The sequence below is a fragment of the Caulobacter sp. P1_D6 genome, assembly GCF_056406095.1.
Map to the genome: position 1 here is coordinate 62809 of NZ_JBFUAW010000016.1, position 15887 is coordinate 78695.

At 67.9% G+C, this 15887-nt stretch carries 10 protein-coding genes; 4 read left to right on the top strand and 6 right to left on the bottom strand.

Features of this window, described 5'->3' with window-relative positions; translation table 11 throughout:
* Positions 1–90: 90 nt before the first annotated feature.
* Complete coding sequence (locus AC1DYP_RS11000) at positions 91–711, bottom strand: TetR/AcrR family transcriptional regulator C-terminal domain-containing protein (protein WP_477031985.1); 621 nt, start codon at positions 709–711, stop codon at positions 91–93.
* Positions 712–854: 143 nt separating this feature from the next.
* Between AC1DYP_RS11000 and AC1DYP_RS11005 the strand changes: the two genes are divergently transcribed.
* The gene (locus AC1DYP_RS11005) at positions 855–2354 is read left to right on the top strand and encodes a bifunctional aminoglycoside phosphotransferase/ATP-binding protein (protein ID WP_477046361.1); all 1500 of its coding nucleotides are present in this window, start codon (positions 855–857) and stop codon (positions 2352–2354) included.
* A 6-nt stretch (positions 2355–2360) separates the two neighbouring features.
* Here the strand turns inward: AC1DYP_RS11005 and AC1DYP_RS11010 are convergent, their stop codons facing one another.
* On the bottom strand, positions 2361–2702 hold the full coding sequence (locus tag AC1DYP_RS11010) for a VOC family protein (RefSeq protein ID WP_477046362.1): 342 nt from the start codon (positions 2700–2702) through the stop codon (positions 2361–2363).
* A gap of 85 nt (positions 2703–2787) precedes the next feature.
* Entirely contained in the window at positions 2788–4557 is a 1770-nt protein-coding gene (locus AC1DYP_RS11015; RefSeq protein ID WP_477046363.1) for an ATP-binding protein, read from the bottom strand.
* A gap of 196 nt (positions 4558–4753) precedes the next feature.
* Here AC1DYP_RS11015 and AC1DYP_RS11020 point away from each other — a divergent pair, with 196 nt between their 5' ends.
* Positions 4754–7636 (top strand): long-chain-fatty-acid--CoA ligase, encoded by a 2883-nt coding sequence (locus tag AC1DYP_RS11020; protein ID WP_477046364.1) that lies wholly within the window; start codon positions 4754–4756, stop codon positions 7634–7636.
* Positions 7637–7771: 135 nt separating this feature from the next.
* Here the strand turns inward: AC1DYP_RS11020 and AC1DYP_RS11025 are convergent, their stop codons facing one another.
* Positions 7772–8665 (bottom strand): MBL fold metallo-hydrolase, encoded by an 894-nt coding sequence (locus AC1DYP_RS11025; RefSeq protein ID WP_477046365.1) that lies wholly within the window; start codon positions 8663–8665, stop codon positions 7772–7774.
* 75 nt (positions 8666–8740) lie between these two features.
* On the opposite strand from AC1DYP_RS11025, the gene AC1DYP_RS11030 reads away from it, so the two are divergent.
* A complete protein-coding gene (locus AC1DYP_RS11030) occupies positions 8741–8893 on the top strand; it encodes a hypothetical protein (RefSeq protein WP_477031978.1) in 153 nt (50 codons plus the stop codon).
* Positions 8894–8902: 9 nt separating this feature from the next.
* Here the strand turns inward: AC1DYP_RS11030 and AC1DYP_RS11035 are convergent, their stop codons facing one another.
* Positions 8903–9313, bottom strand: a complete 411-nt coding sequence (locus AC1DYP_RS11035) for a TIGR01244 family sulfur transferase (protein ID WP_477046366.1) — start codon at positions 9311–9313, stop codon at positions 8903–8905.
* Between the two features lie 615 nt (positions 9314–9928).
* Here AC1DYP_RS11035 and AC1DYP_RS11040 point away from each other — a divergent pair.
* Positions 9929–13144: a TonB-dependent receptor gene (locus tag AC1DYP_RS11040; protein WP_477046367.1), complete on the top strand. Its 3216-nt coding sequence runs from the start codon at positions 9929–9931 to the stop codon at positions 13142–13144.
* Positions 13145–13926: 782 nt separating this feature from the next.
* Here the strand turns inward: AC1DYP_RS11040 and sppA are convergent.
* Positions 13927–15714, bottom strand: a complete 1788-nt coding sequence (gene sppA, locus AC1DYP_RS11045; protein ID WP_477046368.1) for a signal peptide peptidase SppA — start codon at positions 15712–15714, stop codon at positions 13927–13929.
* Positions 15715–15887 lie beyond the last annotated feature (173 nt).

Below are 15887 nucleotides of genomic sequence, written 5' to 3' on the forward strand. Positions count from 1 at the left end.
CACGCTGGGCGCGGCCGGACACGATATCGACGACGAGGGCCGTCGCTCAACGACCTGAGAGGTCGTTGGAACGCGGAGACAGGGCCGGGCTCAGCGGGCGCCGTAGCGCGCCAGGAACGTCTCCACCGCGTCGGCGCAGATGTCGGCCAGCGGCCGGTTCGGCTGGGCCTCGTCGCCGGCGGTCAGGCCCAGCACCAGGGTGGCGTGGTCCAGCATGCCCAGCAGTTGGCCGGCGGCCCGAACGGGATGATCGACCGTCAGCTCGCCGGTCGCGACCAGGTCGTCGATGACCTGGATCGCCGCGCCGGCCAGGTCCTGGTAGGCGCTGCGCACGACATGGTCGGCCACGGCGCCGAAGCGCCGGCGTTCGCTGGCGACCATCCGGAACATCGCCCGGGTCACGGGCCGCGACATGAGGGTCGCATAGGCCAGGGCCAGGCTGGTCAGGCGGGCGCGGGCGTCGCCCTTCGTCCCGACGCTCTCGCGCACGGGCTCGGCCATGGGTCCGACCGCGTCGTGGACGACGATCTCGAACAGCTTGGCCTTGCTGGGAAAGTGGGCGTAGAGGGTGGCCGTGGACACCCCGGCTATGCGGGCCACCACCTCCATGCCGGCCGCGGAATAGCCTTCTCGGAGAAAGACGCCGCGCGCGGCGGTGAGGATTTCGGTCTTCTTGCGTTCGGACCGATTGAGGATTGCGCCGGCGAGCATGCGGTTGTGACTCGATCTATGGTTAATTGACCATAGACATTCAACCCAAGCGTAAGCAAGCGCGCCGGGCGCGACGTGGCTCCAACTTTCCGCTATGGGGACCGCCGGCGCCCGAATTCCGGCGTTTCTAAAAGGATTTGGGCGTGATCAAGGACGCGGAGACGGTTCGCGAGCAGGAAGTGGCCGCCTGGATGGGCGAGCGGGCCGATCGGGTGATCGAGACCTCGTGCGCCCGCGTGTTCCTGGTCGGCGAGGCGGCCTGGAAGGTCAAGCGCCCGGTCAATTTCGGCTTTCTGGACTATTCCACCCTGGAGCTGCGTCGCTGGTCGCTGGAGCGCGAGCTCAGCTTCAACCGCGCCGCCGCGCCCGACATCTACCGCGCCGTCCGTCGCCTGACCCGCACCGAGTCGGGCGGGGTCGAGATGGACGGGACCGGCGAGATCGTCGAGTACCTGCTGGAGATGCGACGCTTCGACGAGCAGGGCGTGCTGGCCCAGCAACCGTGGGCGATCGACGACGCGCTCGAGGAATCCCTGGGCCGCACCATCGCCCAGTTCCACGCCGGCGCGCCGCTGCGCCCGCAAGGCGGCGGGGTGGGGGCCCTGGGCTACACCATCGCTTCGAACGCCAACCTGCTGCGCGGCCTGGCGCCTCGGCTAGGCGCCCAGGCCGTCGAGCGGCTGATCGCCGAGACGGATCTCGCGCTGGAGCGCCTGGGTCCGCTGCTGAACGAACGGGCCGGCCAGGGCTTCGCGCGCCACTGCCACGGCGACCTTCACCTGGGCAACATCCTGGTCGAGGACGGCAAGCCGATCCTGTTCGACTGCATCGAGTTCAACGACTCGCTGTCGGACATCGACGTCCAGTACGACCTCGCCTTCCTGCTGATGGACCTGGACTTCCGCCGTCGCCGCGACGCCGCCGGCCGGGTGCTGAACGCCTATCTGGACGAGGCCGGCCGCACCTTCGGCGAAGGTCTGTGGACCGGCCTGGCCGCCCTGCCGCTGATGCTCAGCGTCCGCGCCGCCGTGCGCACCCACGTCTGGGCCTACAGCAACGACGACGAGGCCGCGCGCGCCTATCTGGCCACGGCCCTGGAGCACCTGGCGCCCAAGCCGGTCAGCCTGGTGGCGACCGGCGGCTTCTCCGGTTCGGGCAAGTCGACCTTCGCCCGGGTCTGCGCGCCCGGCCTGGGCGCGGCCCCTGGGGCGGTGGTGCTGCGCACCGACGAGATCCGCAAGCGCCTGTGCGGCGTGCCCTCGCTGCACCGCCTGCCGAAAGAGGCCTACACGCCGGAAATGAGCGAGCGGGTCTATGACGAGCTGTTCCGCGACGCAGGTCTGACCCTGGCCGGCGGCCGCTCGGTGGTGGTCGACGCGGTGTTCCTGAAACCCGAGCAGCGGGCCCGCGCCGAGGCCCTGGCCAAGCAGGTCGACGTCGCCTTCCAGGGCGTCTGGCTGGAGGCCCCGCCCGAGGTGCTGCGCGCGCGCGTCGCCGCCCGCGTCAACGACGCGTCGGACGCTGACGTGGCGGTGCTGGAAAGCCAGCTGGCCCGCGACACCGGCGACATCGCCTGGCGCCGGGTCGACACCGTCAGCGCCTTCGAGGACGAGGCCCGGACCCTGGCGGAGTCGATGGGCTAAAGGCGGCTAGCCTCGGCTCGAGATCTGGAACGGATTGCCGTCCGGATCCTTGCCGTCGCACATGTCGAAGGTGCTCGTGGACTTGACCGGACCCAGCACGACGGCCCCGCGCCGTTGCAGCATGGCCTTGGCGGCGGCGACGTCGGCGGCGAAGAACACCAGCTTGGGCGGGCGCTGACCCACGACCGGCTTTCCATGGTGGAGCGCCAGGCGGCACGCGCCGGCGTCGAACTCGACCCATCCGTCTTCCCGACCGAGCACGGCGAGACCGATGACGTCCTGGTAGAAACGGGCAAGGCCCGGCACGTCGGCCGTAAAGACCACGATGCGCTTCAGATCGAGTTTCAACTGCGGCTCCCAATGTGAAAATCAGAGGCTGGAAGGGATCGGCCGCTATTTATTTTTGCAAGCGCCATCGCGTTGGAAAATGGCGCTAAGACTGCGCCGCCTCGGTGCAGCGGCCCTTCGGCCGCACCGCCGTGCAGATCGCCGACAGCAGGTCGGCCGGCCGGATCGGCTTGCCCAGGTGATCGTCGAAGCCCATCGCGAGAAAGCGCTCGCGGTCGCCCGACATGGCCGAGGCGGTCAGGGCGATGACCGGGATCCTCGGATCGCCGGCCACGCCGGCCCGGATGGCGTTCAGGGCGGTGATGCCGTCCATCACCGGCATGTTGATGTCCATCAGCACCGCGTCGAACGCGTCGGCCTTCAGGGCGTGCAGGGCCGCCTGGCCGTCGTCGACGATGGTCAGCGCCACGCCGGTCGCCTCCAGCATGGTGCGCACCACGACCTGGTTGATGGCGTTGTCCTCGGCCATCAGGATCCGCAGGGAGTCCAGGTCCGGCGCGTCCTGATCCTCGAACTCGTCGGCCGTCACGGCGGGCGCGGCGACCGGGACGGCGCGCAGGGTGAAGGCGAACGCCGCGCCGCCGACTCCGCTCTCCAAGACCAGGTCGCCGTCCATCTGGCGGGCCAGGGCGCGCGAGATGGTCAGGCCCAGACCCGTGCCGCCGTGGCTGCGCGAGACGGCGTTGTCGGCCTGGGTGAAGCTGTCGAAGATGCGGTCGTGGAAGTCGGCGTCGACACCGACGCCGGTGTCGACCACCCGCAGCAGGATCTCGCAGGCGCCGTCGGCTGAAGGCGTGCCCGGCGCGGACAGCTGGATCGTCACCCCGCCCTGGCTTGTGAACTTCAGGCCGTTGGAGATCAGGTTCATCAGCACCTGGCGGATGCGCTGGGGGTCGGCCAGGATCCAGGCGGGGGCGGACGGGTCGATCTCGGTGCGCAACCACAGGCCCTTCTCGGCGGCGGCGTCGCGCCAGGCGTCGCCGGCCGCGCGGACCAGGTCGTGCAGATTGGTGGCCACGTGATCCAGGTCGACCTTGCCGGCCTCGATCTTCGACAGGTCCAGCACGTCGTTGAGCACCTGCATCAGGCTGTCGCCCGACTTGATCATCAGCCGCACGTGGCGGCGCTGGGCCTCGTTGAGGTTGGTGCGGTCCAGGGCGTAGGCCATGCCCAGCAGGCCGTTCATCGGGGTGCGCAGTTCATGGCTGGTGACGGCCACGAAGGTGGACTTGGCGCGGTTGGCCTCCAGGGCGCGCTCGCGCTCCTCGCGCAGGCCCCGGGTCAGGGCGTCCATCCGGTTGGCGGCGGCGCGATTGGCCACCATCACGCTGATCGTGGTCAGCACCACCATGGCCAGGCCCAGGCGCGTGGTGTTGGGACCCACGCCGTCGCCGGGCATGAAGAAGACCGGAAAGACCAACAGACTGATCATCGGCGCGACGGCGCTGATCGCCAGCAGGGCGACCGGTTGGTGACGGAAGTTCTGGGTATAGATGATCTGTCCCGCCCAGATGGCGAAGGCAGCCAGCTTGAGATCGGCCTTGGTCGACAGCCAGAACATCGCCGCCAGGCTGGCCCAGATCAGGTTGATCGGCAGGGCCGCCCAGACGAAGGCGGCTCGGGCGCGCGGCGAGCCGGGAACGCCAGCCTTGAACCGCCGGGTCGCGAGCCGTGCCAGGCCTTCGGCCGCGGCCAGGGCCAGCAGCCAGCCCACCGCGGTCGGGAACCCCAGGGCGTATGTGGCGACCGCGGTCGTCAGAAGGGCCGGGATAAGCCGGGACGGCAGCAGGCGATGGGTGTCCAGCGCCACCTCGTCCAGCCGGTCGTCGGCCCATATGGCGTCGAAGCCTCGCACCCGAATCCAGTCCCGTCCCCGCCCCGTCGGCCAACCGACACAATAGGCTATCGCGCCCTCGATGATCTGAACACGCCCTGCGGCGGATCAGCGCGACCGGGTTTGGGTTCGCTCCGGGCGCGCGCCGCGTTGCGCGGCCGTCGCCGGCCCGGTAGCGTTGTCTGAACAACGATAACGGATCGGGAGAGTGGGGCCTATGCAGGGCTTGATGCAGCACGGGGCCTTGACGGTCGACAAGATCATCGACCACGCCGCCCAGTGGCACGGGGCGCGCGAGGTCGTCACCCGCTCGGTCGAAGGACCGATCGTCCGCACCACCTACGGGGCGATCCACCAGCGCGCCAAGCGTGTGTCCAACGCCCTGCTGGCCCTGGGGATCAAGCCGGGCGACCGGGTCGGCACCCTGGCCTGGAACACCGGCCGCCACATGGAGGCCTGGTACGGCATCATGGGCATCGGCGCGGTGTGCCACACCCTGAACCCGCGCCTGTTCCCCGAGCAGATCGCCTGGATCGCCAACCACGCCGGCGACCGCGCGATCTTCGTCGACCTGACCTTCCTGCCGATCATCGCCGGCATCCTGCAACACCTGCCGACCGTCGAGCACGTGGTGCTGTTCACCGACCGCGACCACATGCCGGCCGACTTCAAACCGGCGGGCGAGACGCCCAACTTCAAGGGCCTGCTGTGCTTCGAAGACCTGGTCGAGCAGCATCACGCCGACTGCGCCTGGGGCGGCTTCGACGAGGGCACGGCGGCTGGGCTCTGCTACACCTCGGGCACGACGGGCGATCCCAAGGGCGTGCTCTATTCGCACCGCTCCAACGTGCTGCACACCCTGATCACCCTGCAGCCGGACGTGATGGGCCTGTCGCAGAAGGACGTGATCCTGCCGGTGGTGCCGATGTTCCACGCCAACGCCTGGGGCGTGGCGTTCTCGGCTCCCGGCACCGGCGCCAAGATGGTCATGCCGGGCGCCAAGATGGACGGGGCCTCGATCTTCGAACTGCTCGACACCGAGGGCGTCACCTTCTCGGCCGCCGTGCCGACGGTCTGGCAGATGCTGCTGCAGCACCTGAAGGAAAGCGGCGCCAAGCTGCCGGTGCTGAAGAAGGTGGTGATCGGCGGGGCGGCCTGTCCCGAGCACATCATCCGCGCCTTCCACGACGACTACGACGTCGAGGTGGTCCACGCCTGGGGCATGACCGAGACCTCGCCGGTCGGCACGCTGTCGGTGATGACCGACGAGCTGGAAAAGCTGCCCTACGACCAGCAGATGCCCTACCGGCTCAAGCAGGGCCGGCCGCCCCTGGGCGTGGAGCTGAAGCTGACCGACGACGCGGGCCAGCGCCTGCCGCACGACGGCAAGAGCTTCGGCAACCTGAAGATCCGCGGCCCGATCATCGCCGCCGAATACTTCCGGGGCGCGGGCGGCAAGATCCTGGACGAGGAGGGCTTCTTCGACACCGGCGACGTGGCCACCATCGACGACCACGGCTTCATGCAGATCACCGACCGGGCCAAGGACGTGGTCAAGTCGGGCGGCGAGTGGATCAGCACGATCGACATCGAGAACATCGCCCTGGGCCATCCCAAGGCGGCGATGACGGCGGTGATCGGCGTGGCCCATCCCAAATGGGACGAGCGGCCGATCCTGCTGGTCAAGCTGAAGGACGGCGAGACCGCCACGAAGGAAGAGTTCCTGGAGTTCCTGCAGGGCAAGATCGCCAAGTGGTGGATGCCCGACGACGTAGTCTTCGTCGACGAGATCCCGCTGGGCGCGACCGGCAAGATCGACAAGAAGCTGATCCGCCAGCGCATGAAGGACTATGTGCTCCCGGGCGTGGCCGCCGCGACGGTCGCTGAAGGGGCGGCCGAGGCCGAGCCCGAGCCCGAAACGCCGACCGCCACCCTGGCGGCGGCCGACGGGGCGCAGGCCGCGCGGATCTACGCGCCCGAGCCCGAGGAGCCGTTGTCGGAGCCGCCGCCCTTGCCCGAGCCGCAGATGGTGGAGGCCCTGGCGCACGCCGAGGCGGCGTCCGAACTCGAACCCGCGTCGCCGATCAACGAGCCCGCGGCGACACCGTCTGGGTCGGAGGCTGAGCCCCTGTTCGAGCAGCGCGGCCAGGAGGAGCACTTCCCCCTGGGTCCGCTGACCCCCGCGCCGGGGATCGCGCCCGTGCCGGAAGAGGCCTTCAACGCCCCGCCGGTCCTGGTCACGGAGGAAGCGCCGCTGGCCATGCCGCTGGTCCCCAGCCGCAAGGGCAAGAAGGCCAAGGCGAAAGCGGACAAGTCGGCCAAGGCCAGGGGCGGGTTCACGTCCGGGCTGCTGGACCTGGCGGTGCTGATCGCCCTGGCGCCGGCCCTGCTGGTCGCGGCCGGCGCGCTGGGCGTGAAGTTCGGGGTGATCCCGTTGGCCCTCGGCTATGACCAGATGACCCTGGACTGGGCTCCGAAGGCCGCCATGCTGGGCGTCGCCACCGGCGTGCTGGGCCTGATCTTCGCCCTGTTCGGCGGCTTCGCGCGGTTCTGGAAGAAGGCGCTGCTGGCCCTGGCGATCACCGTCGCCACCCTGGGCGCCATGGTCGCGGCCAACGCCGTGGGCGGCCGCGCGCCGCCGATCCACGACGTCTCCACCGACTGGAAGACGCCGCTGATGCTGTCGGACGCCGCCCTGGCGGCCCGGGGCGGCGAGGCCCAGACCGTCGAGGCCGATCCCAGCCTGCCGGTCGGTTCGCTGGCCTTCGCCGGCCGCCGCGTCGCCGACGTCAACGCCGAGACCTGCGCGGCCGCCCGGCCGTTGATCCTGTCCCGCTCGCCGACCGACGCCTACGAGGCGGCCAAGGCCGCGGTGCAGGCGGCCGGCCTGGCGATCGTCACCGACGATCCGATGGACGGCCGGCTGGAGGCCACGGGCCAGAGCTTCTGGTACGGGCTGAAGGACGACCTGGTCGTGCGGGTGCGTCCCGACACGGCCGGAGCGCGGGTCGACATGCGGGCGATCGGCCGCGAGGCCGGCGGCGACATGGGCCGCAACTGCCGGCGGGTGGGGGATCTGCTGACCGCCGTAAAGGGATAGCGGCGATCACTTGCCCCCTACAGGTCGCTTCGCGACCGTCTTCCCCCACAGGGGGAAGAGGAGCCGTGCACCGGCCGAGCCTCCGCCCCTTATGGGGGCGGACAGGCGGCGAAGCGGTCAGGTGGGGGCAAGCGTTCAGGCCAGCCGATATTCGGAATCGAGTCCCGGCTCGCCGTCGCAGCTGACCCGCCCTTCCTTCACGAGCAGCAGCATGTGGGCCAGCACCGACATGGCGGCGGCCGGGTGCAGGCGGGGATCGACGGCCGCGTAGAGCGTGGGGACCATGGCCTTGATCGTGGTCGGGCCCTGGGCCAGGGCGGCCAAAACCTGGGCCTCGCGGGCGCGGCGGTGGTCGGCATAGGCCTGGATGAACGGCGCCACGTCGCGGATCGGCGAGCCATGGGTCGGCCACAGGATGTCGAACCCCTCGGCCTTCACCTTCTCAAGACTGGCGAAATAGTCGCCCATGTCGCCGTCCGGCGGGGTGATCACCGTGGTCGACCAGCCCATGACGTGATCGCCGGAGAACAAGGCGTTCTCCTCCTTCAGGGCGAAGCAGACGTGGTTGGAGGTGTGGCCCGGCGTGGTCACGGCGCGCAGGCTCCAGCCGGGGCCCTCGAAGACGTCGCCGTCGGCGATCTCGACATCGGGGCGGAAACCCTCGTCCTCGCCAGCTTCCAGGGCCAGGCCGGGAGCCTGCTCGGCTAGATGCGGCGCGCGGCGGCCGTGGATCGTCGCTCCCGTCGCCCTCTGCAGCGGGCGGGCGAGGGGAGAGTGGTCGCTGTGGTGGTGCGTGACCAAAATGCAACTGACCGTGTCGCCCTCCAGCGCCGCCAGCAGCGCCTGGAGATGACCGTCCAGGTCCGGGCCCGGATCGATGACCGCCACCGTCCCGCGTCCGACGATGTAGGTGCCGGTGCCGACATAGGTGAAGGGGCCCGGATTGTCGGCGATCACGCGGCGGATCAGCGGCGAGACCTGGTCGCAGCGCCCGTATTCGAACTCGATCTCGCGGACGAAGGGGATCATGTCGGCCTCTGAAAAGGGGCGGTTTCGGCGCCGGTCTTGCGGTGAACGATCCGTAAACCTCCCGGAGTACCGATCATGACCGCCGACGCAGCGATTTTTGTTTCAAAACGGCTCCAGCGCGCGGCCTTCGCGATCCTGTGTCTCATCGCGGCCCAGTTCGTGCTGGCCAGCTGCGAGCCCGAACCATCGGCGATGGCGGCCCGGGTCGCCCTTAGCCACCACTACTAGACTCTATGCCTAGACGCCGAGCACGCCCGACAGGTCGTAGCCGGCGTCGGCGCCCTGGCGCACCAGCGTGGCGCGATCGGCCGCGCCCGAGGCGGCCTGGCCCAGGGACCAGGTGACGATCGAGCGCGTGCCCGAACGACAGAAGGCCAGGACTGGTCCCTCCGCGCCCTCGACCGCGCGCCGCACGGCCTCGACCTGGTCGTAGGTCGGCCCGCCCCGCACCGGAATATGCACGTAGTCCAGGCCCGCGGCCCGGGCCGCGGCCTCGACCTGGGCGCTCGAAGGCTGGCCCGGCTCCTCGTCGTCGGGACGATTGTTGATCACCAGGACGAAGCCTTCGCTCGCGGCGCGACCCAGGTCGTCGATGGCGATCTGAGGGCTGACCGAAAGCGAGTCGGTTACACGTCGGAACGCAGTCATGGCTTGTCACTCGTGGGGAGACGGGAGGGGCGGCGTCGAGCCGGTGGACGCCCATCATCCCGGCACTCGGGCGCCCGTGCAACGGTCGGCGGCGGTGAAATGTGTCGGAAATTTGAGCGATGCATGGGAAAAATTTCGCACCGATCGTCAGGGTTCGGCATTTGATACCGATAACGTGGCCGTTTCTTGGGGTGTTTTCTTGAATGTCAACACGATGGGGGACGTTTTGACCTGCTCGATCGCAAATCTTCGCTCCGGGTCGGCCATTGCCGTGAACGGGTCGAATTTACCTGTGAACCCAACAGGATACGGGGGTCGAGACCCGTGTTATCGATCGGTTTGTGGAAAATCTGAGCGGCGTTCGTCAGAAATGAGGCGATCGTGTTGCGATAATGCGACAGGCCGAGGCGATGTTATTACGGACTGGTAATGGGAATTGACCGGCGCGCGGCGCGCCTCCTAACGTCACCCCAACCGGGGAAATGTTTTCCGGGACACCTAAGTTCTCGTGGTGGAGTTGGGGCAAAAATCCAGACAGGCCGAACGTAACGCCCCCGAAAAGGGCGCGTGCGGGCGGTCGGGATGCTTCGCCATGTCAGAGGGGATATTATGAAGATGAATTCCACCAAGGGCGGCGCTCGCGCGCGTCTTTTGACGTCGACGCTGCTGGCCGGCCTGGCCACCGTCGCCGCGCCGCTGGCGGTCACCGCGATCGCCACGGCGATCCCGACCCTGGCCAGCGCCCAGGACTACAGCTCGGGCTCGCTGATCGGCACCGTCAAGGACTCGGCCGGCGTCACCGTTCCGGACGCGACCGTCACCGTGAAGTCGCTGGACCAGGGCTTCACCCGTAACGTGACCACCGACGGTTCGGGCCAGTTCCGCGTTCCCCTGATCCCGATCGGCGGCTACTCGGTCTCGATCGCCAAGGAAGGCTACCAGCCGACCAGCGACGGCAACGTCCGCGTTGGCCTGGGCGGTTCGACCGCCTACACCTTCACCCTGGCCTCGGCCGACGCCTCGGTCAGCGAAGTGGTCGTCACGGCCACCGCCAACCCGCAACTGGACTTCGCCGCGACGACCAAGGGTCTGACCGTCGACATGGAGACCCTGACCAAGCAAGCGCCAATCGGCCGCTCGCTGACCGCGGTCGTCCAACTGGCTCCGGGCGTCGTCAGCGGTTCGGCCGCCCGCGTGGGCACCGCTCCGAGCGCGGCCAACTTCGGCGCCCAACCGTCGGTCGGCGGCGGTTCGGTCGCTGAAAACGCCTTCTACATCAACGGCCTGAACATCACGAACTTCGACACGTACATCGGCGCCGCCGAAGTGCCGTTCGACTTCTACAAGTCGATCGAAGTGAAGACCGGCGGCTATCCCGCCGAGTTCGGCCGCGCCACGGGCGGCGTCATCAACGCCGTCACGAAGTCGGGCTCGAACGACTTCAAGTTCGCCGTGCACGGCAACTTTGAAATGGACGGCCTGCGCGAAGACTCGCCGGACACCTACATCATCGCCAACCACCGCAGCGCCCGTTCGGACAAGAGCGGCACGTTCGAGGTCAGCGGCCCGATCATCAAGGATCACCTGTTCTTCTACGTGCTGAACCAACAGCGCGAGCAAGAGCAAAAGACCGCCTACAAGACCGTCGGCCAGTACACCATCGACAAGTCGAACGACCCGTTCTGGGGCGCCAAGATCGACGGTTACATCACCGACCGTCAGCGCGTCGAACTGACCTACTTCGACACTCAGAAGACCATCGACCGCACCGCTTACGGCTACGTCTCGGGCACCGACACCATCGGCGCTCAACTGCCCTCGACGGTCTACCGTCAAGGCGGCGTGAACTACGTGGCGCGCTATACCGGCTCGTTCACCGATTGGTTCACCCTGTCGGCCGCCTACGGCCGTAACCGCGACTCCAACAGCACCCTGCCGTCCAACACGGTCGATCCGCTGGTCCAGGACGACAGCACGGGCACCGTGCTGACGCCGAGCGCCCAGAAGCAAGCCTCGATCGAAACCCGCAAGACGCTGCGCGAATTCTATCGCGTGGACGGCGACCTGTACTTCAACCTGCTGGGCGATCACCACGTCCGCGCCGGCTACGACCACGAAAAGACGACGCTGAACCACGCCTCGCTGCGTACGGGTCCGGGCGCCACCGGCATCGGCTACATCTACCACACGGGCTCGGACGAAGACACGTTCAACGTCGCTGACGGTGAACACTACGTCGAAATCCTGACCCAACGTCTGGGCGGTGCGCCGGTGCACGGCGTGAACGCTGCCTGGTACGTGCAAGACGCCTGGGACATCACGCCGAACCTCAGCCTGCAGCTGGGTATCCGCAACGACAAGTTCACCCTGGACAACCTCCTGGGCGAGCAGGTCCTGAACCTGAAGGACAACTGGGGCCCGCGTTTCGGCCTGACCTGGGATCCGGTCGGCGAAGGCAAGGACAAGATCTCGGCCTCGTTCGGCCGCTACTACATCCCTCCGGCGTCGAACCTCAGCTATCGCGGCGCCGACCTCGGCTACAGCGTGTTCTTCCGCGCGCCGGGCTACAATGCGCTCACCAACCCGACGGCTGACTTCACCCGTGCTCCGAACCAGGTTCCGGTCGCTCTGGGCAGCCAGATCACCGAAGCCACGCAAGGCACCACCCCCGGCGTCCTGACGACCTGCCCGAACAACAACATCATTGCCGGCGCCACGCCTGGCTCGGTGGCTTGTACGGTTTCGTTCGGCCTGGGCATCGCCGAGCCGGCCTATTCCAAGGCCGCCGTCGGCATCAAGGCTTCGCAGGAAGACGAATACACCGTCGGCTACGAGCGTCAGATCAACGACCTGTGGAAGGCCGGTGTCAACCTGACCTACCGCAAGCTGAACCGCATCTCGGAAGACACGACCCTCGACCCGTTCGTCGTCAACTGGTGTAACGCCCACGTCACGGGCGCGACGCTGGCCGCCTGTAAGACGATCTACAACAACTCGTGGCAGTACATCGTCTTCAACCCGGGCCAAGACCTGACGATCAATCTGCGTCAGCCTAATTCCCTGGTCCACGACGCGCCCACCATCGCCGCCGCGGCCGCCCTGCCGAAGACGCTGACCTTCACCGCCGAAGAGCTGAACTTCCCGAAGCCGAAGCGCGAATACATCGCTCTGGAGTTCACCTTCGAGCGTGCGTTCGACGGCAAATGGGGTGTGAAGGGCTCGTACACCCTGTCGGAAAGCAAGGGTAACTACGAAGGCACCGTGCTGTCGGACAACCAGCAGCAAGACGCTGGTTCGACCGTGCTGTATGACTTCGTCGGCCTGACCGAGAACCAGTACGGCCTGCTGCCGAACCACCACGCGCATCAGTTCAAGGCCTTCGGCTCCTACGCCGTGACCGACAACCTGATGTTCGGCGCCAACGCCACCGTGATCTCGCCGAAGCACCAGGGTTGCCTGGGTCTCCACGACGACGTCACGGATCCGAACTCGGCTGGCTACGGTGCGGCTTCGCGTTACTGCAACGCCTTCAACCCCAACGGCACCGTGCAAACCCCGCACGTTCCGCGTCCGCGGGGCGAGGGTCTGAAGACCGACTGGCAAACCTCGCTGGATCTGTCGGTTCGCTACACCGTTCCGGAGAAGATCATGGCGCTGGGCGGCAACCTCGTCCTGCGCGCCGACATCTTCAATGTGTTCAACCAAGACGCGATCACCTCGCTCGAAGAGCGTGGCGAAACCGGCCAAGGCGGACGCAACAACAACTACGCCAAGCCGATCGCCTACCAAGATCCGCGCTACGTGCGGTTCGGCTTCGACCTGGAATTCTAAGGTCAAGCACTCAAGCGAAAGCTGGAATGGCGGCGGGCTCCTCGGAGCCCGCCGTTTTTCTTTGGGCGCTCGGCTGGACTTATGCTCGGCGCTCAGGGAACAAAGCCTCGCGATTTCAACGCCCTGAACTTTCTCGACCCGATCCTGTCCTCACCCCTTTCGACCGCCCGCATACTGCTTGCACCTGAAGGCACGGGGAGGGCGCACGTACGGCGACCGATGCGGCTTTCGGGGGTGGTCGAGCGGGAAGCGTTTGTCGGTGGTCTTGAATGGCGGCCTTCGCGACGGTCCTGGGCAGGTTCCTTGCAACACAGGACGAAACCCAGGCGGTGAAGGATCGGCGGACGCGGCAGGCCTGGGCTGAAATCGCCCAGGTGGTCCAGGGAACGCCAATTCCCTGCCCGTCGGGGGCCTCCATCGGAGCGGGTTAACAATCCGCGATCCGAAGGCTTCCGGATAACGGCCGCGCGAAGCGCCTGAACTTCGTCGAAACGGTATTCAAAACTGCAAATCATCCGGGCGAGGCCCGGGCGCTTCGCACCCTTCCCATCCAGCTCAGCGGGTTTTCCTGCGTGAGATCACACCCACTTGCCCCCACCTGACCGCTTCGCGGTCTGTCGCGGCGAGGGGGCGGAGGACGCGCGTGCCGCCGTCGCGGACTCCTCTTCCCCCGTGGGGGAAGACGACCGCGAAGCGGTCCGTAGGGGGGCAAGTGATCGCCGCATGAAAAAGGGCCGCCCGGTCGCCCGGACGGCCCTTGGTCTTTGCCTCTAAGCCGAAGCCTAGTGAACCGGCGTCTCGGCCAGCACCGAGGCCCCGCTGGGGGTCGAGCGCAGGCGGGCCCGGGCCATCTCGTCCATGATCGTCTGCGAGCGGGGATCGCCCAACAGCCAGGCCGAGGCGGCCAGGGTGCGCATCGAGGTCTCGCTGACGCCCAGCACCTTCTCCAGCGCCTCGAACGGCGAGTCCGAGCCGCCGATCTTCTTGAGCTTCACCTCGCCCTTGATGCCGGCCAGGATCTTGGCCTTCTCGACGGCCTCGTAGAAGCCGCCCAGCTCGTCGACCAGGCCCAGCTGCTTGGCCTGGACGCCGGTCCAGACCCGGCCCTTGGCGATCTCGCGCACGCGTTCGGGCGGCAGCTTGCGGCCCTCGGCGACGCGGGTCACGAAGCCGGCGTAGATGCGGTCCATCCAGGCGGCGAACTTGGCCCGCTGGTCGGGGGTGAACTCCTGGCCCGTGCCGAACGCGCCCGAATAGTCGCCGCCGACATGGACCTGGCGGGTGTCGACGCCGAACCGCGACAGGGCCTCGCCCAGGGCGAACTTGCCGCCGAACACGCCGATCGAGCCGGTCAGGGTGGTGGGCTCGGCGACGATCGCCGAAGCGCCCGAGCTGATCCAGTAGCCGCCCGAGGCCGCATAGGTGCCCATGCTGACCACGACGGGCTTGCCGGCCTTCCTGGCGGCCTTCACGGCGGCCAGGATCTGCTCGGAGGCCGTGTCCGACCCGCCGGGCGAGGACACCCGGAACACGATCGCCTTGACGTCCTTGTCGTCGATGGCGTCGTACAGCGCCTTGGCCACCTGGTCGGAATAGATGGTGCTGTCGCCGCCGAACGGCGAGCCGCCTTTGCCGCTGCCGGTCATGATCGCGCCCTCGGCCGAGACGACCGCGATGGTCGGGCCTGTCTTGGCCGCCGGGCGCTTGGCGCGGGAGGCGTAGTCGTCGAAGTCCAGCAGCTTGGCGCCCTTGCCGGCGCGCGTCAGCATGGCGTCCTGGGCGTCCTTGACCTGGCCGACACGGTCGATCAGGCCCTTGGCCTTGGCCTCCTCGGCGCTGTAGGGGCCCGCCTCGATCGTCTTGATCAGGGCGGCCGGATCGATCTTGCGGTCCTGGGCGGCCGTCGTCAGGGCCGTGGTGTAGACCGAACCCATCCACGACAGCGTCGATTCCCGGTGGGCCGGCGTGTAGTCATTATAAAGGTACGGATTGACCGCGTTCTTGTACTCGTAGCGCTGCTCGTAGTCGGCCTTGACGCCGTACTTGTCGAAGAAGCGCTTGAAGAACATCTCCTCGCTGGACGCGCCCACCGCCTGCAGCGAGCTGTCGGGCTGCATCCAGAACTCGCTGGCCGCCGAGCCGAGCATGTAGGTCGAGGTGACCAGGCCCGAAGGATAGAGCCCCTGGCTGTGGGCGAAGATCGGCTTCTTGCCGACCGAGCGGAAGTGCTTGAAGGCCAGGCGCAGCTCGTCGGCCGAAGCCGGGGCCATGCCGCCCTCGGGCAGGCGCACCAGCACCGCCTTGACCTTGTCGTCGGTTTCGGCGCGGCGCAGCGTCTCGATGATGGACATCACCGACTGGCCGCCCCCGCCGCCGAACGCCGCGAACGGGTTCTGCGACTCCTGGTCGGACAGACCGCCGCGCAGGTCCAGCTGCAGCACGGTGTGGGCGGGAACCGGGGCCGGGCGCGTGGCGCTGGCCGCCATGACGATCAGAAGGAAGGGGACGCCGACGAGGAACAACACCAAGCCGACGAAAACGCCGGCCACGGTCATGAGAAACTGCTTCATCGGACGTCCTGCTGCCTATTGTCGCGCAAGCTAGTAGCGACCCTGGCGTCGCGGTCAAATGAACAGCACGCAACCTGGCGCCTCGGGACCGGACGCGGTCGCGGCGACGGCGTCCACGGCAAGACCCATGGGAAGCGGAGGGCGCCCCGAGGGCGGCGCCGCGGTATCGAATA

Excerpts from the sequence above, each read along its gene's own strand:
- AC1DYP_RS11025 (WP_477046365.1), bottom strand. The coding sequence starts at position 8,665 with ATGATCCCCTTCGTCCGCGAGATCGAGTTCGAATACGGGCGCTGCGAC.
- AC1DYP_RS11040 (WP_477046367.1), top strand. The coding sequence starts at position 9,929 with ATGAATTCCACCAAGGGCGGCGCTCGCGCGCGTCTTTTGACGTCGACG.
- sppA (WP_477046368.1), bottom strand. The coding sequence starts at position 15,714 with ATGAAGCAGTTTCTCATGACCGTGGCCGGCGTTTTCGTCGGCTTGGTG.
- AC1DYP_RS11030 (WP_477031978.1), top strand. The coding sequence starts at position 8,741 with ATGACCGCCGACGCAGCGATTTTTGTTTCAAAACGGCTCCAGCGCGCG.
- AC1DYP_RS11035 (WP_477046366.1), bottom strand. The coding sequence starts at position 9,313 with ATGACTGCGTTCCGACGTGTAACCGACTCGCTTTCGGTCAGCCCTCAG.
- AC1DYP_RS11000 (WP_477031985.1), bottom strand. The coding sequence starts at position 711 with ATGCTCGCCGGCGCAATCCTCAATCGGTCCGAACGCAAGAAGACCGAA.
- AC1DYP_RS11020 (WP_477046364.1), top strand. The coding sequence starts at position 4,754 with ATGCAGGGCTTGATGCAGCACGGGGCCTTGACGGTCGACAAGATCATC.